We start from the raw sequence: 22,705 nt of genomic DNA, 5'->3' as shown, positions 1-22,705 counted from the left end.
GAAATCGACCCGCATCCGACAGCCCGGCCGCTCCGAAGTACGGGTGAGAGGCATCAGGCGTGCGGAGTGCGAGGGCGGGAGCGGACATGGTGGAAGGCCGGAAGGTGGCGGTGGTCGGGGCGGGGGTGGCGGGGCTCACCGCCGCCTACGTTCTGGCGGCGGCGTGCCGGGTCACGCTGTACGAAGCGGACGGACGGCTCGGTGGCCACGCCCACACCCGCGAGCTGGCCGGGCCCGGCGGGCGGGCGATCGCCGTGGACTCGGGGTTCATCGTCCACAACGAGCGCACCTACCCCACGCTGCTGCGTCTGTTCCGGGAGCTGGGGATCGGCACGCAGGACGCCGAGATGAGCATGTCGGTGCGGTGCGACGGCTGCGGCCTGGAGTACGCGGGCGCCCGGGGCGTGGCGGGGTTGTTCGCCTCCCGTGCCGCACTGCGGGCACGCTACCTGCGGCTCCTGGCGGAGGTGCCCGTCTTCCACCGGCGTGCCCGGCGCCTGCTGGACCGCGGGGGCCGTTCGGGGCTCACCTTCGGGGACTTCCTGCGGGAGGGCGGGTTCTCCCCGTACTTCGTCAGCCACTTCGCCCTTCCCCTGGTCGCCGCGGTCTGGTCCTGCCCCGCGCGCACGGTCCTGGCCTATCCGGCCGCCTACCTGTTCACGTTCCTGCGCCACCACGGCCTGTTGTCCGTCACCGGCTCGCCGCAGTGGAAGACCGTCACCGGCGGCTCCTCCGCGTACGTCGCGGCCGTCTCCCGACACGTCCAGCGCGTCCGGACCGCCAGCCCGGTCGACACCGTCCGGCGTACGGGGCGGGGCGCGCTGATCACGACCCGTGACGGCGCCGCCGAGGCGTACGACGCCGTGGTCGTCGCCACGCACCCCGATCAGGCCCTGCGGATGCTCGCGGACCCCACCGCGGACGAGACGCGGCTCCTGGGCGCCTTCAGGTACGAGCGCAACCCGACCGTGCTGCACACCGACGCCTCGCTCCTGCCCCGCTCGCCACGCGCACGCGCCTCCTGGAACTACCGCATGACCGGCTGCGCCCCTTCGGCAGCGCCCGTGCGCGTCAGTTACGACATGGAGCGTCTGCAGCGTCTGCCGGCCGGCTCCGGATATGTCGTCACCCTGGGCGGTGACGACGGCGTCGCCGCGGACCGGGTGGTGGAGCGGATGGTCTACGAGCACCCGGTGTACACCCCCGTCTCGGTCGCGGCGCGGAGGGAGCTGCCCCGCCTCTCCACGGGCGTGACCGCGTACGCGGGGGCCTGGCACGGCTGGGGCTTCCACGAGGACGGCTGCCGCTCCGGCGTGGCGGCCGCCCGGTCCCTGGGGGTGAGCTGGTGATCCGCGCCGGAGGAGGCGTCCTGACCGCCGTCCCCCTGGGCGCGGAACCCACCGCGGCGCTGTACGAGTGCGTGATCACGCACGTCCGCCGTACGCCCTTGCGCCATGTCCTGCGGCACCGTACCTACCTGTGGTGCGTGGACCTCGACCGGCTGCCGGTGCCGCCCGGGCCGCTGCGTCCGCTCGCCCGTTTCGACGCCCGCGACCACTTCGACGGAGCCGCCGGGTCCATCCGTGGCGGACTCGACGCCTTCCTCGCCGCCCACGGCGTCGACCTGGAGGGCGGGCGGGTGGTGATGCTGGCGCACGCCCGGGTGTTCGGGTTCGTCTTCAACCCGCTCAGCGTGTTCTGGTGCCACGACTCCTCCGGCGCCCTGGTGTGCGTGGTGGCGGAGGTCCACAACACCTACGGGCAGCGCCACTGCTACCTGCTGCGGACGGACGGAGGCGACGAGGCCGAGGTGGACAAGGCGTTCTACGTCTCGCCGTTCTTCGCGGTCGAGGGCCGCTACCGGATGCGCCTGCCGCTGCCCGGCGAACTCCTGCACCTGACCGTCCACTTGGAGAACGACAGCGGCAGGGCGTTCACCGCGGTCGTCCGGGGCCGCCGCCGGCCCGCCACCGTGCCCGCCCTGCTGTCCGAGGCCGTGCGCAGGCCCTGGTCCACCGCCGCGGTCTGGGTCGGTATCCGACGCCACGGCGTCCACCTGCTGTTGCGCGGTCTGCCCGTGCACCCCCGCCCCCGTCGCACCCCGCAGAAAGGCATGCTGCCGTGACCCGTCCCGCCCTCACGTCCCAGGGCCGCTCCCAGCCCGCCGGCCGAACCGTCGGGGTTCCCCCGCAGCCGCCGGGCAGGGATCCCTCGGCCGCCGCGCCCGCCTTCAGCCGTGCGGACGTCGACGCCGGCCGCTGGCCGGACGTGGCCCGGCTCCCGTCGGCGGGGCCCGCCCGGACCGCCGTCGCCCGTCACCTGGTGAGCCGGGCCCTGGACCGGCTGGCCCTGACCGGGCCGTCCGCCGGCGCCCGGCAGCCGGCCGCCGGCCCGCGGCTGACGCTCCACGACCCGGACGCCTTCCACCGGCGCATCGGCCGCCACGGACTGATCGGCTTCGGCGAGTCGTACATGGCCGGCGAATGGGACAGCGACGACCTGGTCGGCGTCCTGACCGTCCTCGCGGGCCACGCCGACGAGCTGGTCCCCGCTCCGCTGCGCCGGCTCCGCGGCCTGTGGGCGGCCACCCGCCCCGCCGCCGACCGGAACACCCCCACCGGGGCCCGCGACAACATCCAGCGGCACTACGACCTGTCCAACGACCTGTTCGCGGCGTTCCTCGACCCCACCCTCACCTACTCCTCCGCGGTCTTCACCGCCTTCCCCGCCGACTTCGAGTCCCTCGCCTCCGCACAGCACCGCAAGATCGACCGGCTCCTGGACCTCGCCGACGTCGGCGAGGGCACACGGCTGCTGGAGATCGGCACGGGCTGGGGCGAGCTCGCCCTGCGGGCCGCCGCGCGCGGCGCCCGGGTCACCACGCTGACCCTCTCCGCCGAGCAGGCCGCCCTGGCCCGCGAGCGCGTCACGAGCGCCGGACTCGCCGACAGGGTCGAGGTCCAGCTGCGCGACTACCGCGACATCGAAGGACGCCACGACGCCGTGATCAGCGTCGAGATGATCGAAGCGGTCGGCGCGGAGTACTGGCCCTCCTACTTCACGGCCCTGCGCCACGCGCTCGCCCCCGGCGGCCGGATCGCCCTGCAGTCCATCACCATGGGCCACCGGCAGATGCTCCACACCGCCGCCACCCACACCTTCATCAGCAAGTACGTCTTCCCCGGCGGACTGATCCCCTCCCGCCGGGCCCTCGCCGACCACGCCAGGGCCGCGGGCCTGCGCACCGTCGCCGACCACGGCTACGGCGCGCACTACGCGGAGACCCTCCGGCTGTGGCGGGACAGGTTCACCGCCCACCGCAGCGCCGTCACCGCGCTGGGGTTCGACGCCGTCTTCCAGCGCATGTGGGAGTTCTACCTCGCCTACTCGGAGGCCGGATTCCGCTCCCGCTACCTCGACGTACGCCAACTGCTCCTCACCGAAGGGACCCCCCGATGAGGCACGCCGCCGACCTGCACGTGCGCCCCGTCGGCCGCACCGTGGACCTGCTGGAGACCGCGGGCCTGGAGGCCCGTTCCACCGCGTCGCTGGACGCCCTGGCATGACCGGCACCGACTGGGGCGCCCTCGCCCTCAACCTCGCCGTCTGCGCGGCCACCGCGGGAGCGGTGCTCCTCACCGCCTTCGCGGTCGCCGTGCGCCGCGGGCTGCACCGGATCGTCGACATCGCCTGGGGCCTGGCCTTCAGTGCCGTCGCCGCCGTCACCTGGCTCCTCTCCGCCGGGCACGGCGACGACGGCCGGCGTCTTCTCGTCGCCGCGATGACGCTCGTCTGGGGGCTGAGGCTCTCCGCGCACATCGCTCGCCGCTCCCGCGGCCACGGCGAGGACCCGCGCTACACGGCCCTCCTCGACAAGGCCCCCGGCAACCGGACCCTCTACGCGCTGCGTACCGTCTACCTGGGCCAGGCGGCCCTCGTCTGGCTGGTCTCCCTGTCCGTCCAGGCGGCCTCCTACAGCTCCGCGCCCTTGGGGCTCCTGGCCCTGTGCGGTGTGGCGGTGTGGGCGCTCGGGCTCACGTTCGAGGCCGTCGGCGACCGTCAGCTGGCACGCTTCAAGGAAGATCCGGCCCACCGCGGCCGGATCATGGACGAGGGCCTCTGGGCCTGGACACGGCACCCCAACTACTTCGGTGACAGCCTCGTCTGGTGGGGCCTGTACCTAGTGGCCTGCACGGCCTGGCAGCCGGCCCTCGCCGTCCTGGTCTCCCCGGTCCTGATGACCCTGTTGCTCACCGTCGGCAGTGGCAAGCGCCTCTTGGAGAAGCACATGGCCGGGCGTCCCGGCTACGCCGCGTACGCCGCGCGGACCAGCGGATTCCTCCCGCTGCCCCCGCGCCGACGCACCCACGACGGGGCGGAGAGCGGCGGAGGGACCCCGTGAACGCCGCCCCCGGTGTCCGGCCGACCTCGGGGCGGCGGAAACCCTGGCGCGCGGGGGCGGTGGGACCGGGTACCGTCGTGGTCATGTTCTTCCAGACACCGATTTACGAGTGAGAGCGTGACGGGCCCCCGCTGACGCCCCTCGGCGTCGCCGCGCCCGTCCCCCACCGTCGAATCCGTAGATCACTTCACATCACCACCGGGAGAACCCGTGACCGACAGCAAGAACATCAACAACCCCGTGGGCCAGGGCGGCGGCCAGCGCAAGCGGCAGTCCCGTGCCGAGCGGCAGAACAACGGTCCGCACCGCAACCTGGACCGCCGGGGCGCCGCCGACCAGAAGGCGGAGCTGGTGCGCAAGATGCGGGAGAAGGTGCGCGCGGCCGAGGACGCCGAGCAGGCCGGCGAGGGCGCCGCGCAGAGCTGACGCACCGCCGCCGCAGGGGCGGCACCCCAACAGGGCAGGGCCCGGACCGCGCGTGGCGGTCCGGGCCCTGCTCTGTGCGCGTGGTGGCCAGCGCGGCGCCCTGCCCGGCGTCGGCAGCGGGCCGGTGTGGACGGTCCGCCCGGGCACGGCCCTCGTCTCGCCGTGCCGATCTCCGCGGCACGTCGCAGGATGGGTGGTGAGCTGACGACACCGGGGCGAGGAGCGGGGTGGATGGAGCGGGCGGGCGAGAGCGCGTGGGAGGCGGGGGCGGAGAAGGAGCGGGTCGGGGCCGGAGACGGGGCGGGGAATCGGGTCGGGGCCGGAGACGGGGCGGGGAGTCGGGCCGGGGCCGGAGACGGGGCGGGGAGTCGGGCCGGGGCCGCCGGGGACCTCGGGGAGGCTGTTCTCGATGCCGTGTTCACCCAGTCGGCCGTGGGTCTGCACGTGCTCGACACCGAGCTGCGGGTCGTGCGGGTCAACCCGGTGTCCATCGGGATGCGCGGGGTGCCCGAGGAGAGCGTCGTCGGGCGTTCGGCCACCGAGGCGTACGCGTCCCTGGGGGTGACCGTCGACGAGGGCGCACTGCTCGACGTGCTGGCGACGGGGACGCCCCTGCGTGACGCGCTGGTCCGGAGCCGGCCGCCCTCCGATCCCGGGCGCGAGCACGTCGTGTCCGTGTCGGTCTACCGGCTCCACGACGACGCGGGCCGGGTCGTGGGGCTGGTCGCCACCTCGGTGGACGTGACCGAGCGGGAGCGGGCCAACGCCCGGCTGCGACTGCTGCACGAGGCGCGCGAGCGGATCGGGCGCACCCTGGACGTCGAGCGGACCGCCCGCGAGCTGGTCGACGTCGCGCTCGACGGGGGTTTCGCGGACGTGGTGGTCGTGGCCCTGACCGACGCCGTCCTGCAGGGCCAGGATCCGGAACTCGCCGGCACGGAGGGCATGTTGATGCGCTGTGCCGCCGTCGGGGCCAGGGACGCGGGCGGGGCGGTGCCGGCCGCGGGGTGCGTGCTGGTGCCGGGGCTGTTCGGCGACCCGTTCCCGGTCGCTCCGGCTCTGGTGCCCGGCGAGGAGTCCGTACGGCTGGTGGCGCCGCTGACCGTACGGGGGCAGGTCTTCGGGGCGGTGGCCTTCGAGCGGCTGCCGGGCACCGAGCCGTTTCTGCGCGCCGATCTCGACCTCGCGCACGGCATCGTGACCCGGGCCGCGACGGCGCTGGAGAACGCGCTGCGGTTCACCCGCGAGCACGTCGTCATGACGGCCCTGCAGAGCTGGCCCCTGCGCCAGGAGCGGGAGACCCAGCGCGCCGCCGAGATCGCCCAGCGCCGCCGGGCCGGCGGCACCGGTGCCGGGTCGTGGTGCGACGCGCTGCCGCTCCCCGGGGCCCGGGTGGCCCTGGTGGTGGGGCGGGTCGAGCACCCGGGGCCGAGCGCGGTCGCCACCATGAGCCGGCTGCGGACCGCCGTCCACAGCCTCACCACGCTCGACCTCGACCCGCACGAGCTGCTGGCCCGCCTGCACGCGACGGTCCTGCGGCTGGCCCGCGAGCAGGGCGACGTGCTGGGCGATCCGCGGAGCACGGACGAACCCACGGCGCACTGCACCTTCGCCGTGCACGACCCCGTCCACGGGCGGCTCGACATCGCGCGGGCCGGGGCCTCGCTGCTCACGATCGTCCGCCCGGACGGCTCGGTCGACACCGCGCCGCTCCCGGAGGGGCCGCTGCTCGGCGAGGAGGGGCCGCCGTTCGCCAGCGTCGGCCTGGTCCTGCCCGAGGGCAGCACGATCTGCCTCGCCTCCCCGGCCACGTCGCGGGAGGAGGGCCCGGCCCCCGGCGAGGTCGTCGCCGCGCTCGCCGAGCCCCACCGCGCCCCGGGGGCGATGGCGGACGACGTGGCCCCGCTGCTCTCCCCCGACCGGGTCCTGCTCGTCGCCCGGACCCGGCGACTGCCGGCCCGGGACCTCGCGGTCTGGCCGGTGCCCGCCGAGCTGCGGTCCGTCGGCCCCACGAGACGGCAGGCGGAGCGGCGGGTGCGGGAGTGGTGGCCGGACGCCGACACGTTCCCCGCCGAGCTGGTCGTCAGCGAACTCGTCACCAACGCCGTCCGCTACGGCACCGCACCGATCGCCCTGCGCCTGATCCGCGGTGAGGCGACCCTCGTGTGCGAGGTCGACGACGCCGCCCTGACCGCCCCCCACCTCCGTCACGCCAAGGCCGTGGACGAGGGCGGACGCGGCCTGCACATCACCGCGGCGCTCGCCGCCGGCTGGGGCGTGCGGTACCGGGAGGACGGCAAGACGGTGTGGGCCGAGCTGGACCTCCGGCCGCCGGAGAGCGGTTAGCGGGACCCGGCCGCGGGGCGCCGGCCGCACACCCCTCGGCGGGCGGCGGGCGGTCCCGTGCCACCCTTGATCACCGCGCGTCGGAGAACCGTCGCGGGGCGCGGACGGGGTCACGGGGAGGGGTCATGGGGGAACCGATGCCGGTGGAGGAGTACCTGGAGGGGTACGTCGAGGTGCTGGCCGGTGTCTGCGCCACGGGCAGGCGGCTGACCCGCGAGGAGCTGGAGGCGCTGCGGGCGCGCGGGGAGCGGGCCGCGGAGGCGGGGCACGGGCTGCGGTCCCTCGTACGGGCCCATCTGTCCGCCGCGCGGCAGGTGCGGCCGGGCGGTGCGCGGGCCGACGACGGCCGCCTGCTCGCCGCCGTCGAGCAGGCGGTCGACGCGTTCGCGGAGGGGCACGAGCGGGCGCAGACCCTGGCCGTACGGCAGGAGGAGGCCGCGCGGCGCGAGTTCATCGACGACCTGCTGTACGGGCGGAGCGATCTGGGGCGTCTCGCGGAGCGGGCGGAGCGGTTCGGGCTGCTGCTGTCGCACGCGCACGCGGTGGCCGTCGCCCAGGGGCCGGAGCCGTACGCCGACGGGTTCCCGGTCTCCCGGGGCGTCGAGTCCTCGCTGTTCGCCCGGTTCGGTGACCGGCGCATCCTGCTGACCACGAAGGACGGGCGGCTGATCTGCGTCGCGCCCGCCGACGAGCCCGATGTGCTCGGATACTTCGCCGAGCAGGCGTACGCGGCGACCGGGGGAGGGGGGCTGGTCGCCGTCGGGCGGGCGCATCCGGGGCCGGGCGGGGTCGTCCACTCGTACGAGGAGGCGCTCAACGCCCTGGACCTGGCCGCGCGCATGGAGCTCGAAGGGCCGGTGCTGCACGCCGCGGACCTGTTGGTCTATCCGGTCCTGACGCGCGACCGGCAGGCGATGGCCGACCTGGTGAGCACCGTGCTCGGGCCCGTCCGGCAGGCCCGGGGCGGTGCCCGGCCGCTCCTCGACACCCTGACCGCGTACTTCGACAGCGGGTGCGTCACCACCGAAGCGGCCCGCCGCCTGTCGCTGAGCGTGCGCGCCGTCACGTACCGGCTCGACCGCATCCACCGTCTGACGGGGGTCGACCCCGCCGACCCCACGCAGCGGTACACGCTCCAGACCGCCGTCATCGGCTCCCGCCTGCTGGGCTGGCCGGAACGGGAGCTGTGAGGCGGCATCAAGAACGCGTAAAGATTGCCGGAGTCCGGCAATGAATCCTCCCCCGGGTCGATGAAACGATCCACCCGACGGCAGACAGCGCACCGCGGCCGGAGGGGGCAGGGACATGGCGTGGTTTCTCGGTCTCGGCATCGGCGGTCTCGTGCTGCTCGTCCTGAGCCTGCTCCTCGACGGAGTGCTGGAGAGCGTCCTCGACGGCTTCGGCGGGGCGCTGGACGGACTCGGCGGAGGGCTCGACGGGTTTCTGTCGTTGCCGGCGATCGCCGGGTTCGTGTCGGCGCTCGGTTTCACGGGGGCGATCGTCCTCGGGACCACCGGCCTGGGGGCCGGCGGGGCCGCCGGGGCGGGGGCCGTCGCGGGGGCCGGTGTCGCCTGGGGAGTGGGCCGGTTCGGCCGGATGCTGATGCGCGACGGCGGCGCGCCCGCGCCGAGGGGCGAGGACCTCACCGGAAGTTCCGGGTCGGTCGTCACCGCCATTCCGGCCGGCGGCTACGGCGAGGTGCTGCTCCGGCTCGCCGGCCAGCCGGTGAAGTACGCCGCGAAGGCCGACGCGCCCGTCGCGCGCGGCGCCGAGGTCTGGGTCGAGGGCGTGCTCTCGCCGACGTCCGTCGCGGTCCGCCCCGTCGAACGCTGACGGCTGCCGGGCCCGCCCCGCCTCCCTCCCCCGCCAGTTCCGTTCCGCCCCGCCTCCCTCCCCCCGCCAGTTCCGTTCCGTTCCGCTCGAAGGGGGTCTCCCGTCATGAGCCCTGTCCTCTTGGCCGTCGTCGGCATCGTCGTGCTGCTCGTGCTGCTCGGTCTCGTCGTCATCACCCGGTACAAGGTCGCCGGTCCCAGCGAGGCGTTCATCGTCACGGGCCGCCGCGGCAAGAAGTCCACCGACCCGGCCACCGGGCAGGTGTTCACCGACAACAGCGGCCAGAAGGTCGTGGTCGGCGGCGGCGTCTTCGTCATCCCCTTCGTGCAGCAGAAGTTCAGCCTCGACCTGTCCAGCCGGCACATCCCGGTCGCCGTGCGCGGCGCCGTCACGCTGCGCGGCGTCAAGGCCAACCTGGACGGTGTCGCCATCGTCAAGGTCGGCGGCACCGAGGACTCCATCCGCGCCGCGGCCCAGCGTTTCCTGATGCAGCAGGACGGCATCGTCGGCTTCACCCAGGAGGTGCTGTCCGGCGCGCTGCGCTCGATCGTCGGCCGCATGTCGGTCGAGGACATCATCCGCGACCGGGCCGCGTTCGCCGGGCAGGTCGCCGAGGAGGCGGAGGCGAGCCTGTCCGGGCAGGGCCTGGTGCTCGACGCCTTCCAGATCCAGGACATCACCACCGAGGGCTCCTACCTGGAGGACCTCGGCAGGCCGGAGGCCGCCCGCGCCAAGCAGGAGGCCGACATCGCGGAGGCGAGCGCCCGGCGGGCGGCCGAGCAGGCCCGGCTGAAGGCGGAGGAGGAGATCGCGGTCGCCCAGCGCACGCTGTACCTGCGGCAGGCCGAGATCAAGGCCGAGACGGACGCGGCGGCCGCCCAGGCCAACGCCGCGGGACCGCTGGCGGACGCGGCCCGGCAGCAGCAGATCCTGACCGAGCAGGAGAAGGTCGCCGAGCGGCAGGCCGCCCTGACGGACCGGCAGCTCGACACCGAGGTCCGCAAGCCGGCCGACGCCAAGCGGTACGAGGCGGAGCAGCAGGCCGAGGCGCAGCGGGTGGCCCGGGTCAAGCAGGCCGAGGCCGAGCGGCTGGCCGCGATCGCGGCGGCCGAGGCGGAGGCCGCGCGGTCCCGGCTGACCGGTGAGGGCGAGAAGCAGCGCCGTCAGGCGCTGGCCGAGGCAGAGGCCATCGAGGGCGCCAAGCGCGGTGAGGCCGAGCGCGCCCGCCGTGCCGCCATCGCCGACGCCGTCCGCCTGGAGGGCGACGCGGAGGCCGCGGCCATCGCGGCGAAGGGCACGGCCCAGGCCGAGGCCATGCAGAAGCAGGCGGAGGCGTTCGACCGGTACGGGGACGCGGCGATGCTCCAGATGCTGGTGGAGGCGCTGCCGCAGATCGTCGCCAAGGCGTCCGAGCCGCTGTCCGCCGTGGACAAGCTGACCGTGATCTCGACCGACGGCGCCGGCAGCCTGACCCGTACGGTCACGGACAACGTCGCCCAGGGCATGGAGCTGCTGTCCTCCACCACCGGCGTCGACCTCGCCTCGCTCCTGCAGGGCGTCACCCGGCAGAAGGCGGTACCGGCTCAGGCGGCCCCGGTGCCGACGGCGGCGCCGGCCGGCAACGGGGTCATCGAGATCACCGAGTAGGCCGGGGCCGCGGGCGGCGGGCGACGGGCGGCGGGTGTCATGCCGCCGCCCGCGCGACCGCCCGCCGGTGCCTGAGGTTGATCGCGGCGGCCTTCGCCACGATCGCGGGGTTCAGGAAGCGCAGCGGGCCGATCAGGCGGGAGGCGAACAGGTACATGTGCCGGGCCATCGCCTCGTCGCGGGCCGCCGCCGAGAAGACCAGGCGCTCCACGGGGTTGAACGGCCGGGACGTGGCGAAGTCGGCGGCGATCTGCTGGTGGCCGCGGAGCCGCCGCTGGTGTCCTCGGGCGTAGGCCTCCAGGGCCTTGTCGAGGGCGTCGGGGGAACCCCCGCCCGGGCCCGCACCCGCTCCGGCCGCACCCGCGCCCGCCACGGCCGGAGCGATCGCGTCCGTCAGCCAGCGCGCGGACTGCAGGGCCCACCCGCAGCCCACGCCCCACAGGGGGTCGCCGGTCAGCGCGGCGTCGCCGATGAGCGCGACGCCCGGCGCGGCCGGCCTGCGGCTGTGCAGCGGGTAGTTCACGGTGCCGATGATCTTCGAGACGCGCTCGGCGGAGTCGATCGGCGGCGCCTCGGGCAGGGCGCGGACGAAGGAGAGGAAGCTGCCCTCCAGGTCCTCCCGGAAGGCCGACATCCGCTTCTTGTCCGGCAGGACGGCGAGGACGGTCACCCCGTCGTCGTTCGGGAAGGCGTACGCCATGTCGGGCTCGAGGAACCACGTCTGGCCTATCCCGCCCTCCAGCGGCAGGTTGCGGAAGTGCGCGAGGTAGCCGAACCGGCCGTTCTCGTGCTGCCGGGCGGGTATCCCGGCGAACTTCGCCACGGCCGAGTCCTTGCCGTCGGCGCCGACCACCAGACGGGCCCGGATCTCGCGCTCGCCGTCGGGGGTCGACGCGCGCACCCCCGCGGTGCGCCCGTCCTCCCGCAGCAGCCCGGTCACCTGGTGCCCGAGGAGCAGGTCGACACCGGGGGTCTCGGCCGCCCGGGCCCGGATCATCGGGTCGAGGACGCTGCGCCGGACGTTGTACGCGTACGGCAGCTCGGGCCCGCCGGGTGCGGCCCGGGGCTCGATCCATCCCCAACGGGTGTACCAGCGCGCCTCGTTGCGGACGGCTCCGGCCTTCTCCAGGGCGGGGACAAGACCGATCTCGTCCAGGACGGGGAAGGCGTTGGCGGTGATGGAGTGGGTGCAGAGCACCTTGTACGCCGCGGGGTCCGAGCGGCGCTCCAGCAGGGCGACGCGGGCGCCGCGGCGGGCGAGCAGGATGGCGGCGGCGCTTCCGGCGAGGCTGGCTCCGCTGATGACGACGTCGTAGGCGTGTCCCGCGCTCTCAGGGCTGGTCATGCGCTGATCGCTCCCTTCGGGGTGTGGTGCCGTTCATGGGAGTGGCACAGTGCCACGACTGTCAGGCACATGCCCAACTATAGGGAGGGGGCGGGGAGTCGGGGGGGTGACGGGGGCGGGGCGGGCGCGCGCGGCGCGCCGATCACCGCGGGCCCCGGGGGTGCGCCCCGTGCCCCCGGCGGTCGACGCGCCGCGCGTCATCGCCTCAGCCGATCGTCCACTGCTGGCGCGCACTCCCGCCGTCCGCCTGCTGCGTGACCGGCGAGCCGTCGGCCGTGGTCGCCGTGGTCAGGAGCAGTCCGCTGCCGACCGAGGCGAGCGTGTACGCGCCGTTGGCGAGGCGGGTGGCGGTCCAGCCCTGGTTGGGGCCGCCGTGGCAGGTCCACTGGATGACCTTGGCGCCCGCGCCGGCGGATCCGCTCTCGACGTCGGCGCACTTGCCGGAGTGCCCGTTCCTCAGCTCGTAACTCCCGTCGGTCCGGCGGGTGAAGGTCCACTTCTGGTTGGCGCCGCCGTTCGCGGTCCAGGTGATGAGCTGGGTGCCGTTCGCGGTGCTGTGGTCCGGGTCGTCGAGGGCCTTGCCGCCGGTGGTGAGGGTGTGGACCCCGTCGAGGGAGCCGCCGCCCGGGACGTCGCCGGTGGCGGCGAGCGTCAGGGTCTGCTCGCCGGCCGTGCGGCCGCCGCCGACCGGGCCGCCGGTGGTGTCGGTCCAGGCGCGGACGGGTGTGGTCTCGGCGGTGCGGCCGGCGGCGCCGGACAGGCCGAGGACGAGCCCGCTGTAGCGGTTGACGAGCTTGTACGTGCCGGTGGGGGCGTTGTCCGCGGCGCCCGCGCCACGGATGACGAACCACTCCTGCCCGGTGGTGGAGCCGCCGGGGCCGGCCGGGGTGACCGTGGGCCTGGTGCCCCAGGCGCGGCCCGTCGGAGCGGTGGCGGGGACGCCGAGGAGCTGCCCGGTGGAGGCGTTGGCGATGCGGTAGGAGCCGTCGCCCTTCGCGGCGAAGGTCCACGACTCGAGCGCGGAGCCCGTGGCGGCGGCCACCGAGGTGGTGGCGGAGCCGCCCTGGACCTGGGCGAGGACCCGCCCGGCGGCGCTGCCGATCCTGTACGTCCTGGTGGTGTCGACGGGGGCGGCGGGCGCGCTCGTACCGATGCTCAGGTTGACGTACTCGCTGCTCGCGCCGCCGGAGCAGCCGAAGGAGCAGTACGCGCGGAAGTCCTTGCCGACGGTCCCCGAGCCGGTCCTGCTGCCGCTGTCGAGGAACCAGCGGTACCAGGACGCGGTCCTGTACCCGCCGGTGTCGCCGAGCCGGAACCACTTCTGGGTGGTCAGGTCGTCGGTGGCGTACAGCTCCTGCGGGGCGTTGCCGCTCTGGTCGACGGCCTGCGGCTCGCCGACGTAGAGCCCGAGGTACGCGTTGTAGGTGATGTCCATGACGAACAGCGGGGAGGTGGCGGGCGTCCGGCCCGCGGCGATCTGCTGGCCGACCGTGCCGCTGGTGGACGGCGCGTACTCCTTGTCCGTCGGCACGTATCCGGTGGTGCTGCCCGCGCCGACCGGGACCATGGTGCTCTCGCGCCCGCCCACGCCGGCCTCGGTCCAGGCGCCGCCGTACCACTTCTTCCAGGAGTCCGGCGCCATCTTGCCGGCGATGGGCGCCCGGGCGACGTGCCCGTAGAAGGCGCGCCAGCTGCCGCCCTTGTCCACGATCCGGGAGCCGTAGAAGACGTAGAAGTAGCCGGACGCGGTGTCGACGAAGAGCCGCGGGTCACCGGTGCCGTAGTGGTAGGTCTGCTGCGGGAAGGCCGTGGTGTCGCCGCGCCTGGTGCTGTACGGCGAGGTGATGACGTGGTCCTTCACGGTCCAGGTCTTCCCCTGGTCCTTGGAGACGGCGTAGTCGATGCCGTCGTAGTGGATGCCGTCGCCGAAGGGCTGCGGGGTGAACTCGTTGTGCACGAGCCCGTACCAGTCGCCGGTGTCGGGGTCGACCCACAGGCCGGTGAGGTCGCAGTAGTTGCGGTGGGCGTAGCCGCTGCCGGCGGGGGCCTGGGTGGACTCGACGCCGGTGGGGCTGTTGTTGCAGCGCCATGTGGTGTCGTTGTTGCGGTCGTTGGCGTTGGCGGGGTTGACCGCGTCACTGAGGGCGCCGGAGCGGTTGGCGGTGTCGAAGTCGGTGCCGGTGTAGAAGGTCCAGCTGCGCCCCTCGTTCGCGCCGTAGAGCGCGTGGGCCTGCTGGTAGTAGAAGGTGCCGTCCTTGTCGAGGTACGGGCTCGCCGGGGTGTCGTCCGGGCGGGTCCACGAGCCCTTCGCGCCGACGGTGACGGTGTACGTGGCCGCCGAGGGGCCGGCCGGCCCCGACGGGACCGCCGGGGCCGCCGCCTGGGCACCCGGGGCCGAGGCGGCTGAAGGGGCTGAACCGACTGAAGGGGCTGACGAGGCCGGGGGGACCGCCGAGGCGGCCGGCGCCGCCGCGAGCGAGCCGCCGCCGGCGACGGCCAGGGCCGCCGTGGCGAGCACGCTCACCAGTCTGCTGCGCGGAGCTTTCACGAGTACTCCTCGGGTGAAGAGGTCAGGTCGGTGACGCGACTCGCGGTGCTGAAGCCGGGATGTTATCGATGCCAAAGGACTGGAGCGTATCGGTCGCGCTGCTCGACAACAGCATTGCTGCACAAGGCCGTTAAGGCTCCCGGCGATGGCCGAAACTATGGCAGAGACTGTTATCGATGCCAACCGTCGGCGCCAAGCCTGGGTGCCCAAACCGCGGGGCGCTACCATCGGCGGCGGACGGCGGGAGGGGAACGATGGGCAGACGGAGCACGGTGGAAGGCGCGCGCCAACCGGGGATGGCGGACGTGGCCCGGGTCGCCGGGGTCTCGGCGCAGACCGTCTCGCGCGCGCTCGCCGGGCACCCGAACGTGCAGGAGCGGACCCGCGCGAAGGTGCTGGCCGCCGTCGAGCAGCTCGGCTACCGGCGCAACAACGCCGCCCGCGCGCTCTCCTCGGGGCGCAGCCGCACCCTCGGCGTGGTGACGCTGCAGACCAACTTCTACTCCAGGGCAGCCGTCACGTCGGGCATCGAGAACGCGGCCCACGCGGCGGGCTACGCCGTCAGCACCGCCACCACGACCTCGCTCGACACCTTCGCCATCGAGAACGCGCTGTCCCGGCTGGCCGAGCAGGGCGTCGAGGGGATCATCCTCTCGGTGCCGCTGATCCACAGCAGCCCCCGGATCGAGCAGCTCACCCGCGGCACCCCCACCCTCACCACCGACGGCTCGCGCACCGACGCCACCGCCGTGGTCGCCCTCGACCAGGCCGAGGCCGCCCGGATGGCCACCCGGCACCTGCTGGACCTCGGACACGAGACGGTCTGGCACATCGCGGGTCCCGACGAGTGGCTGGAGGCGGGCCTGCGCCGGGACGGCTGGCGGTCCGCCCTGGAGGCCGCGGGACGCTCCGTACCGCCGCCGCTCGAAGGCGACTGGACGCCCGCCTCGGGCTACCGCAACGGCCTCGTGCTCGCGCGGATCCCCGACGTCACGGCCGTGTTCGTGGCCAGCGACGAGATGGCCTTCGGCGTGGTCCGCGCCCTGCACGAGGCCGGCCGGCGGGTGCCCGGCGACGTCTCCGTGATCGGCTTCGACGACATCGAACTCGCCGCGTACTGCTCGCCGTCGCTGACCACCGTCGCCCAGCCCTTCGAGGAGATCGGCGCCCAGGCGGTCACCCATCTCCTGCGCCGCATCGCCGCCCCCGGCTCGCTCCCCGAGCCGCGCTCCATCGAACCCCGCCTCGTCGTGCGCGCGAGCACGGCGCCGCCGCCCCATCGGACGACCGGAAGCACGTGATGACGGAACCATCGGAGCCGGGCCTGCGCAGACAGCCGCGGCAGGCACGCAGCCGGGCGCGGGTCGAGGCCATCCTCGCCGCGGCCGACCGGATCCTCTCCCAGGAGGGGTACGAGGCCCTGACCATGCGCCGGATCGCCGAGGAGTCGGGCGCACCGGTCGGCAGCATCTACCAGTTCTACTCCGACAAGAGCGCCGTCGTGGACGCGCTCGGGCGGCGCTACCTGGAGGGGTTCGAGCGGGCGATCGACGACCTCGTCGAGCGGGCGCTGGCGGACGAGCTGACGGACCTGGTCGGCACGATGGTCGACGTCTACGCCGACCTCTTCCGCGCCCAGCCGGGCGGCATGGCCCTCTGGGCCGGACGGCACCTCAGCCCCGAGCTCGCACGGGCGGACGAGGCGAGCAACACGCTGGTCGCCGCGGGGCTCCAGCGCATCGTGGAGCACCTGACCGGAGGCCCCGGCGGGGAGCCGGCGCGGCGCGCGACCCGCATGGTGGTGTGGGCGGCCAACGCCGTGCTGCACGAGGTGTTCAAGGGCGACGGCGAGCCGGACCGCGAGACCGTGGACGAGCTGAAGCGGATGCTGAACGTCTACTGGGCGGACCTGCGCGGACGCCTGTCGGAGGCCGCCCGGCCCTGAGGAGGGCCGCCCGGTCCCGAGGGGGGCCGCCCCGAGGCGGTCCGTCTCCTCGTCGCGCGCACATCCATAGAACATGAACAAGGGTTCATGTTATGTTGCGGCCCGCCGTGCACCCTGCGGCCCCGAACGTGCGACTCCGCATCAGTGCGACGAAGGCAGGTGCCCGTGACTCCGAGCTCCACCGACCCCACCCGACTCCCCTCGTTCCCGGCGGACTTCGTGTGGGGGGCGTCGACCGCCGCCTACCAGATCGAGGGTGCGGCGGACGAGGACGGCAAGGGCGCCTCGATCTGGGACACGTTCGTGCGCCGCCCCGGCGCGGTCCGCGACGGGCACTCCGGCGAGGTGGCCTGCGACCACTACCACCGGTTCGGGGAGGACGTCGCGCTGATGCGCCGGCTCGGCCTCGACGCGTACCGCTTCTCGCTCTCCTGGCCGCGGATCCTGCCGGCCGGCGCGGGAAAGGTGGAGCCGCGCGGTCTCGACTTCTACGACCGGCTGGTCGACGCCCTGCTCGACGCCGGGATCGAGCCCACCCCGACCCTGTTCCACTGGGACCTGCCCCAGGCCCTGGAGGACGAGGGCGGCTGGCTGAACCGGGACACGGCCCACCACTTCGGCGCGTACGCGGCCGTCGTCGCGGAGCGGCTCGGCGACCGGGTCAAGCGGTGGATCACCCTCAACGAGCCCTTCGTGCACATGTCGTTCGGCTACGCCTTCGGCGTGCACGCCCCCGGCCGCACCCTCATGCTCGACGCCCTGCCCGTCGCCCACCACCAGCTCCTCGGCCACGGTCTCGCGACCGCCGCGCTGCGGGCCGCCGTCCCGGACGCGCAGGTGCTCGTCGCCAACAACTGCACCCCGGTCCGGCTGCGTTCCGACGCCCGCTCGGACGCGGACGCCGCGGCCGTCGAGGCCTACGACAACCTGCACAACCGCCTCTTCAACGACCCGGTCCTGCGCGGCACCTACCCCGACCTCTCGGCGTACGGCATGCCCGACCCGGCCTGGGGCGGCCTGGTGCGCGACGGCGATCTCGCCACGATCGCCGCCCCGCTCGACGGCCTCGGCGTCAACTACTACAACCCGAGCTGGATCACCGCCCCCGTGGACCCGTCGCTCGGGCTGCCCTTCGACCTGGCCGAGCCCGAGGAGGCGTACGAGCGGACCTCGTTCGGCTGGCCGGTCGTCCCCGACGGGCTCACCGAGCTGCTCACCGGTCTGAAGGCCCGCTACGGCGAGGCCCTGCCCCCGGTGTGGATCACCGAGAACGGCTGCTCGCAGCCGGCCGGGACGGACGACCGGGCGCGCGTCGACTACCTCGCCGGACACCTCGCCGCGATCGCCGGGGCCATGGACCAGGGGGTCGACGTGCGCGGCTACTTCACCTGGTCCCTGCTCGACAACTTCGAGTGGGCCGAGGGCTACCACCAGCGCTTCGGCCTGGTCGAGGTCGACTTCGCCACCCAACTCCGCACGCCGCGCGCGAGTTTCGAGTGGTACCGCGCCCTGATAGCCGCCCAACGCGCATGAGCGGAGGAGCCGGGATGGCCGACGCGGGGGGCCCGAGAGGCCCCGGAGGCATGAGGGACGCGACAGCGGAAGCGGGCCCGCGAGCAGGGCGGGACGAGGCAGCGGACGCGGGCCCGGAGGCAGGGCGGGACGCGGGGGCCGGGGACGGCGGCTCCGCGCTCTTCGGGGAACCCACCGTCCCCGTCGGGGCCGGGTGGACGGTGGGCCTGTCCTTGGCCACCCTCGCCGTCTTCATGGCCTTCATGACCCCGATCCAGATCCTGCTGCCGCTCCAGCTGGAGCGCATCGACCCGCAGGACAAGAACACCGCGCTCTCGCTCGTGACCGGGCTCGGCGCCCTCGTCGCCGTCCTCGCCAACCCGATCGCCGGCGCCTGGTCGGACCGCACCACGAGCCGGTTCGGCCGCCGCCGCCCCTGGACGCTGGGCGGCGCGCTCGCCGGGGCGGCGGGGCTCGTGTTCACCGCCGGTCAGCACACGGTCGCCGGGGTCGCCGTGGGCTGGTGCCTGGCGCAGGCGGGCCTGAACGCGATGCTGGCCGGGGTCACCACCCCGATCGCCGACCGCGTGCCGCTCGCCCAGCGCGCGCAGGTGTCCGGCTGGACCGGCCTCATGCAGTCCATCGGCCTCGTCCTCGGCGCGCTGATCACCGCCCTGCTCGTCACCGGAGTCGGGTCGGGCTACGTCACCCTCGCGGTGCTGACCGTGGCCCTCGCCCTGCCGTTCGTGCTGCGCCACGGCGAACCGGCGCTGCCCCGGGAGCTGCGCCCCGCCTTCGACGCCCGCGCGTTCGCGAGGTCCTTCTGGGTCAGCCCCCGGCGGCACCCGGACTTCGGGTGGGCCTGGCTGAGCCGCTTCCTGATCAACCTCGGCAACGCCCTCGGCACCCTCTACCTGTTCTACTTCCTCGCCGACGCCGTCCACTACGGCGATCCGGGCACCGGCGTGCTGATCCTCACCGGGGTCTACACGCTCAGCGCCGCGGCCACCGCCATCCCCGTCGGCGCCTTCTCCGACCGTGTCGGGCGCCGCAAGGCCTTCGTCGTGCTGTGCTCCGTCGTCATGACCGCCGCCGCACTGCTGCTCGCCCTGCTCCACACCTGGTCGTCCGCCCTGGTGGCCGCGGCCGTCCTCGGCGCCGGGTACGGGATCTACCTCGCCGTCGACCAGGCCCTGGTGACGCAGGTGCTGCCCCGGGCCGCCGACCGCGCCAAGGACCTCGGCGTCATCAACATCGCCAACTCGGGCCCCCAGGTCCTCGCGCCGGCGCTCGCCGCGCCGGTCATCGCCCATCTCGGCGGCTACACGGGCCTGTACGTCGCCGCGGCCCTGGTCATCCTCCTCGGCGGCGTCCTCGTCACCCGGATCCGCGGGGTGGCCTGACGGGGGTGACGGCCGAGGTGATCCGCGCGGCCGTCGCCGGCTACGGGCTGCCCCGGCCACCGGCCCGGGCGGCCGGGTCCCCCACGGCGGGCCGGCTCCAGTACGGGGCGAGCGCTCCCTCCTTGTACGGTGCCGGGCTCACGCTGAGCTCGCCGGCGAAGGGGCGGTCGAGGACGAAGACCAGCAGCAGGCTGAAGCCGACGAGACCGGCCACGGCGGAGACGAAGAGCAGCTGGATGCGCAGACGGCGCATGCCGTACAGGAAGGTGAGGGGGATGAGGACGATCGCGCCGCCGAAGGCCAGGACCTGGAGCAGCGGGGGGAGTTCCTGCTCGGCCATGGTCAGGCGGGCCCGGCGCTGCCCGGCGACGTCGTTGAGGCGGCCGACGGCCTCCTCGTAGAAGACCTCCTCGCGGGCGGTCTTCGGCTCGTACGCCTGGAGCGCGTCGAAGACGGTCTGCAGCTTCTCGCCCGTGGCGCCGTAACTCGGCTCCCCCGCACGCATCCGGGGCCACTGGTCCTCCACGACCGCGTGGACGTAGCCGCTGAGCGCGGCGTCGACGTCGGCGCGGACCGGGGCGGGGAAGGCGGCGGCGTCCCGGGCGATGAGCGCGACGTCGGTGGCCTCGGTGGCCACGATGGTCTGCGTGTTGTCCAGCTGCGTCCAGAGCGTGACGATGACGAAGGCGAGGATGATCCCGTAGATCGCGCCGAACATCCCCAGCGTCACGCCCACCATGTCGTTGTGCTCGCCCTCGGCCAGCGAGGGGTACCTGCGGCGGGCCAGCACGCTGCCCGCGACGGCCAGGAGGACGGTCCCGCCGACGGTGACCACGGTCAGGGTGAAGGTGCTGAAATGATTGAGCAGCCAGAGCGACATGTGCGGGAAGTCTAGGCTTCGATCATCGGCCAAAGACGCCCACAAGGGCCCCGGGGCCGCTTTCCACACCATCGAGTGAGGGGGGTGCCGCAGTGCCTTCGTACAGCATGGGACAGGCCGCGAGGCTGCTCGGCGTGAGTGCGGAGACCGTGCGCCGCTGGGCGGACGGCGGGCGGCTCCGCGTCGCACGGGACGGCGCGGGCGCCCGGGTCGTCGAGGGCGCGGACCTGGCCCGCTTCGCCGTGGAGCGGGGGGCCGGACCGCACGCGGTGCCCGAGGACGACGTGCCGACGTCGGTGCGGAACGCGTTCGTGGGGATCGTGACGGCGGTACGGGTCGACGACGTGGCCGCGCAGGTCGAGGTGCAGTCCGGTCCGCACCGGCTCGTGTCGCTGGTGACGCGGGAGGCGGTGGAGGAGCTGGGTCTCGCCGTCGGGGTGACGGTCACCGCGCGGGTGAAGTCGACCAGCGTCCACGTCGACCTGCCCTGACGCGGCCGGCCTCCCGCGCCGTCTCAGCGGCACAACAGGGCGGCGCGCAGGTCGAGTTTGTGGTCGAGCCGGGACAGGTCGCGTCCGGTGAGGGCCTCGACGCGCTCGATGCGGTAGTGGACCGTGTTCACGTGCAGGTGCAGGGCCTCGGCGGTCCTGGCCCAGGAACAGTTGTGCGCGAGGAAGACCTCCAGGGTCTTCAGGAGCGTCGCGTGCGACGCCCGGCCGGGTCCGAGGAGCGGGCCGAGGACCGTCGTGCGGTACACCTCGCGTACGGCGGCGGGGATGCCGGCCACCAGGGAGTCCAGGCCCCGCAGGTCGTCGAGACCGGCGACGCACTGCGCCGAGGGCGCGGCGGCGCGGGCCGCGGCCAGCGCGTAACGGGCCTGCGCGAGCGCCGCGTTCAGCTCGGCCGGGCCGGTGACGGGCTCGCCGAACCCGGCGTGCAGGGCGGTCCCGGGCCGGCAGGCGTGCACCAGCGGCCACGCCTCACCGAGCACCGCCCGCAGCTCCGCCGCGGCGTCCGCGTCGTGGGCGAGGACCGCCATGGCCTCGCCGCCGGGGCGCTTGCCGACGACGGAGGCGAAGGCGGCGGAGGGGAGGTGGTTCAGCGCCTCCGCGAGGGCGGCGGCGGCCTCGGGGGCAGCGGCCTTCCGGGCTCCCCCTGCCCCGTCCCTGCCCTCGTTCCCGTCCCGCCCCCGGCCCGGGCCCCCGTCGGGCCCCCCGCCCGGCTCCGCGCTCGCCACGACCACCGTGTAGGCGCGTCCGTCGCCCAGGCCGCAGGCGGCGAGCGCGCCCCGCACCCGGTGCGCGTCGGGGTACGCGGCGCCCACCGCGGCCATGAGCTCGGCCGAGGCCGTCGCGCGCGTCGCCCGCCGGCGGTCCTCGCGGCGCCGGTGGCGGCCGAGGAGTTCGGCGATCTCCTGGAGGACCCGGGGCGGGACCTGCCCCTCCTCGGGCAGGTACAGGTGCCAGGCGTCGAAGGCGGTGTCGTCGTCTCCCTCGACCCGGACGGTGGTGCCCCGCGCGGCGCGCAGGAGCTCCGCGGCCCGCCGGGGCGGCAGCGGGACGGCGCCGCCGGTCCGGGCGACCGTACGGCCGCTGCCGGTGAGCAGGTGGCAGTCGGGGGTGCCGAGGTGGGCGAAGGCCCGATCCGTCAACTCGGCCACCGGGACGTCGTGTTCGAGGGCGCGGTCGAGGTCGGCGCGGACGCTCTCCGGCAGGGCGTACAGGTCGGTGGGGCGGCGGCTCAGCTCGCCCCACTGGCGCAGGTAGACGGCCTCGGTGACCGCCCGGAAGCTGGTGTGCGCGGGTACGGCGAGCAGGGCGACGCGATGGCGGCGGCAGGCGTCGACGACCTCTTCCGGCACCCCACCGTGGGTCTCCTCCCCGGCCAGCAGGGCCACCGCGCCCGCCCCGCTGAGCGCCGACACGAAGCGGTCGGCCTTGGCCGGGTCGTCCTCCCGGCTCCACCAGACCAGTCCGCTGAGCACGATCTCCCCGGTCTCCAGGAACCGTGCCGGGTCCTCCAGGTCCGTGGCCGTGACGCCGCCGACCTCCTGGCCGAGCAGGGCCCGGTCCCCCCAGACCAGGGAGAGGTCGAGACGGTCGAGGCGGAGAAGATGGTCGACCTGCATGCGGAACTCCTTGCCCCCTGGTGAATGCACGCGTCTCCCACCTCACATGCGCAAGGTGAATACGAGACGATCCATCGTAGATGCCATGCCAGGCCGCGAAAACGCCTCTCGTCCGAACGCACTGGGCCCGACGGCCGGCTCCGGAGTTTCCGGGAAACCCCAAGGCGCCTGTTGGCCGTTCCTCCGAGCTTCCTCTCATTCGCGATGGAGAGTCCTCCAGTCTTGTTGCAGATGAGAGCAGAACAGCCCTACCGTGTCGCACATGCAGTCCTGCCGGGAGTGGAAGTCGG

At 74.4% G+C, this 22,705-nt stretch carries 18 protein-coding genes; 14 read left to right on the top strand and 4 right to left on the bottom strand.

Annotated features, from left to right (window positions below; all coding sequences use genetic code 11):
* The first annotated feature begins 86 nt into the window (after positions 1 to 86).
* The 9 genes from OG309_RS30040 to OG309_RS30000 all read left to right on the top strand — a co-directional run bounded on the left by OG309_RS30040 (position 87) and on the right by OG309_RS30000 (position 10,654).
* The gene (locus OG309_RS30040; protein WP_329425558.1) at positions 87 to 1,349 is read left to right on the top strand and encodes an NAD(P)/FAD-dependent oxidoreductase; all 1,263 of its coding nucleotides are present in this window, start codon (positions 87 to 89) and stop codon (positions 1,347 to 1,349) included.
* Positions 1,346 to 2,125 carry a DUF1365 domain-containing protein gene (locus OG309_RS30035; RefSeq protein ID WP_329425556.1) on the top strand — a complete coding sequence of 260 codons (780 nt, stop codon included), beginning with the start codon at positions 1,346 to 1,348 and terminating at the stop codon, positions 2,123 to 2,125. The genes OG309_RS30040 and OG309_RS30035 overlap by 4 nt, the downstream gene beginning before the upstream one ends.
* Complete coding sequence (locus tag OG309_RS30030; RefSeq protein WP_329425554.1) at positions 2,122 to 3,459, top strand: class I SAM-dependent methyltransferase; 1,338 nt, start codon at positions 2,122 to 2,124, stop codon at positions 3,457 to 3,459. Before OG309_RS30035 ends, OG309_RS30030 begins: the two co-directional genes overlap by 4 nt.
* A 103-nt stretch (positions 3,460 to 3,562) precedes the next feature.
* Positions 3,563 to 4,402: a DUF1295 domain-containing protein gene (locus OG309_RS30025; protein WP_329425553.1), complete on the top strand. Its 840-nt coding sequence runs from the start codon at positions 3,563 to 3,565 to the stop codon at positions 4,400 to 4,402.
* 210 nt (positions 4,403 to 4,612) lie between these two features.
* Complete coding sequence (locus OG309_RS30020; protein ID WP_329425552.1) at positions 4,613 to 4,828, top strand: DUF6243 family protein; 216 nt, start codon at positions 4,613 to 4,615, stop codon at positions 4,826 to 4,828.
* Between the two features lie 189 nt (positions 4,829 to 5,017).
* Positions 5,018 to 7,174 carry a SpoIIE family protein phosphatase gene (locus OG309_RS30015; protein WP_329425550.1) on the top strand — a complete coding sequence of 719 codons (2,157 nt, stop codon included), beginning with the start codon at positions 5,018 to 5,020 and terminating at the stop codon, positions 7,172 to 7,174.
* A 125-nt stretch (positions 7,175 to 7,299) separates the two neighbouring features.
* Positions 7,300 to 8,364, top strand: a complete 1,065-nt coding sequence (locus OG309_RS30010) for a PucR family transcriptional regulator (RefSeq protein WP_329425549.1) — start codon at positions 7,300 to 7,302, stop codon at positions 8,362 to 8,364.
* Between the two features lie 115 nt (positions 8,365 to 8,479).
* On the top strand, positions 8,480 to 9,007 hold the full coding sequence (locus OG309_RS30005) for a hypothetical protein (protein ID WP_329425548.1): 528 nt from the start codon (positions 8,480 to 8,482) through the stop codon (positions 9,005 to 9,007).
* A 105-nt stretch (positions 9,008 to 9,112) separates the two neighbouring features.
* The gene (locus OG309_RS30000; protein ID WP_329425546.1) at positions 9,113 to 10,654 is read left to right on the top strand and encodes a flotillin family protein; all 1,542 of its coding nucleotides are present in this window, start codon (positions 9,113 to 9,115) and stop codon (positions 10,652 to 10,654) included.
* Between the two features lie 37 nt (positions 10,655 to 10,691).
* On the opposite strand, the gene OG309_RS29995 is transcribed toward OG309_RS30000, so the two are convergent.
* Together OG309_RS29995 and OG309_RS29990 are read right to left on the bottom strand one after the other, a co-directional pair.
* Entirely contained in the window at positions 10,692 to 11,999 is a 1,308-nt protein-coding gene (locus OG309_RS29995; protein ID WP_329425545.1) for an NAD(P)/FAD-dependent oxidoreductase, read from the bottom strand.
* 205 nt (positions 12,000 to 12,204) lie between these two features.
* Positions 12,205 to 14,547 carry an RICIN domain-containing protein gene (locus OG309_RS29990; RefSeq protein ID WP_329425543.1) on the bottom strand — a complete coding sequence of 781 codons (2,343 nt, stop codon included), beginning with the start codon at positions 14,545 to 14,547 and terminating at the stop codon, positions 12,205 to 12,207.
* 254 nt (positions 14,548 to 14,801) lie between these two features.
* Between OG309_RS29990 and OG309_RS29985 the strand changes: the two genes are divergently transcribed.
* From OG309_RS29985 to OG309_RS29970, 4 genes are all read left to right on the top strand, one after another.
* Positions 14,802 to 15,848 (top strand): LacI family DNA-binding transcriptional regulator, encoded by a 1,047-nt coding sequence (locus OG309_RS29985; protein WP_329425541.1) that lies wholly within the window; start codon positions 14,802 to 14,804, stop codon positions 15,846 to 15,848.
* Positions 15,848 to 16,492, top strand: a complete 645-nt coding sequence (locus OG309_RS29980; RefSeq protein WP_329425539.1) for a TetR/AcrR family transcriptional regulator — start codon at positions 15,848 to 15,850, stop codon at positions 16,490 to 16,492. The genes OG309_RS29985 and OG309_RS29980 overlap by 1 nt, the downstream gene beginning before the upstream one ends.
* Positions 16,493 to 16,651: 159 nt before the next feature.
* On the top strand, positions 16,652 to 18,025 hold the full coding sequence (locus OG309_RS29975) for a GH1 family beta-glucosidase (RefSeq protein ID WP_329425538.1): 1,374 nt from the start codon (positions 16,652 to 16,654) through the stop codon (positions 18,023 to 18,025).
* Positions 18,026 to 18,075: 50 nt separating this feature from the next.
* Positions 18,076 to 19,407 carry an MFS transporter gene (locus OG309_RS29970; RefSeq protein ID WP_329425536.1) on the top strand — a complete coding sequence of 444 codons (1,332 nt, stop codon included), beginning with the start codon at positions 18,076 to 18,078 and terminating at the stop codon, positions 19,405 to 19,407.
* Between the two features lie 40 nt (positions 19,408 to 19,447).
* Here OG309_RS29970 and OG309_RS29965 read toward each other — a convergent pair whose 3' ends face one another.
* The gene (locus OG309_RS29965; RefSeq protein WP_329425534.1) at positions 19,448 to 20,287 is read right to left on the bottom strand and encodes a bestrophin-like domain; all 840 of its coding nucleotides are present in this window, start codon (positions 20,285 to 20,287) and stop codon (positions 19,448 to 19,450) included.
* Positions 20,288 to 20,379: 92 nt separating this feature from the next.
* Between OG309_RS29965 and OG309_RS29960 the strand changes: the two genes are divergently transcribed.
* Positions 20,380 to 20,778: a TOBE domain-containing protein gene (locus tag OG309_RS29960; protein WP_329425532.1), complete on the top strand. Its 399-nt coding sequence runs from the start codon at positions 20,380 to 20,382 to the stop codon at positions 20,776 to 20,778.
* Positions 20,779 to 20,801: 23 nt separating this feature from the next.
* Here the strand turns inward: OG309_RS29960 and OG309_RS29955 are convergent, their stop codons facing one another.
* Positions 20,802 to 22,415 carry a PucR family transcriptional regulator gene (locus OG309_RS29955; RefSeq protein ID WP_329425530.1) on the bottom strand — a complete coding sequence of 538 codons (1,614 nt, stop codon included), beginning with the start codon at positions 22,413 to 22,415 and terminating at the stop codon, positions 20,802 to 20,804.
* Positions 22,416 to 22,705: the final 290 nt, after the last annotated feature.

It is taken from the genome of Streptomyces sp. NBC_01268, from assembly GCF_036240795.1.
Classification (GTDB): Bacteria; Actinomycetota; Actinomycetes; order Streptomycetales; family Streptomycetaceae; genus Streptomyces.
Note: the sequence above shows the minus strand (reverse complement) of the source record. Positions and strands in the feature narration are given on the sequence as shown.

Excerpts from the sequence above, each read along its gene's own strand:
- OG309_RS30040 (WP_329425558.1), top strand. The coding sequence starts at position 87 with ATGGTGGAAGGCCGGAAGGTGGCGGTGGTCGGGGCGGGGGTGGCGGGG.
- OG309_RS30025 (WP_329425553.1), top strand. The coding sequence starts at position 3,563 with ATGACCGGCACCGACTGGGGCGCCCTCGCCCTCAACCTCGCCGTCTGC.
- OG309_RS30015 (WP_329425550.1), top strand. The coding sequence starts at position 5,018 with ATGGGTGGTGAGCTGACGACACCGGGGCGAGGAGCGGGGTGGATGGAG.
- OG309_RS30010 (WP_329425549.1), top strand. The coding sequence starts at position 7,300 with ATGGGGGAACCGATGCCGGTGGAGGAGTACCTGGAGGGGTACGTCGAG.
- OG309_RS30005 (WP_329425548.1), top strand. The coding sequence starts at position 8,480 with ATGGCGTGGTTTCTCGGTCTCGGCATCGGCGGTCTCGTGCTGCTCGTC.
- OG309_RS30000 (WP_329425546.1), top strand. The coding sequence starts at position 9,113 with ATGAGCCCTGTCCTCTTGGCCGTCGTCGGCATCGTCGTGCTGCTCGTG.
- OG309_RS29995 (WP_329425545.1), bottom strand. The coding sequence starts at position 11,999 with ATGACCAGCCCTGAGAGCGCGGGACACGCCTACGACGTCGTCATCAGC.
- OG309_RS29985 (WP_329425541.1), top strand. The coding sequence starts at position 14,802 with ATGGGCAGACGGAGCACGGTGGAAGGCGCGCGCCAACCGGGGATGGCG.
- OG309_RS29980 (WP_329425539.1), top strand. The coding sequence starts at position 15,848 with ATGACGGAACCATCGGAGCCGGGCCTGCGCAGACAGCCGCGGCAGGCA.
- OG309_RS29970 (WP_329425536.1), top strand. The coding sequence starts at position 18,076 with ATGAGGGACGCGACAGCGGAAGCGGGCCCGCGAGCAGGGCGGGACGAG.
- OG309_RS29965 (WP_329425534.1), bottom strand. The coding sequence starts at position 20,287 with ATGTCGCTCTGGCTGCTCAATCATTTCAGCACCTTCACCCTGACCGTG.
- OG309_RS29955 (WP_329425530.1), bottom strand. The coding sequence starts at position 22,415 with ATGCAGGTCGACCATCTTCTCCGCCTCGACCGTCTCGACCTCTCCCTG.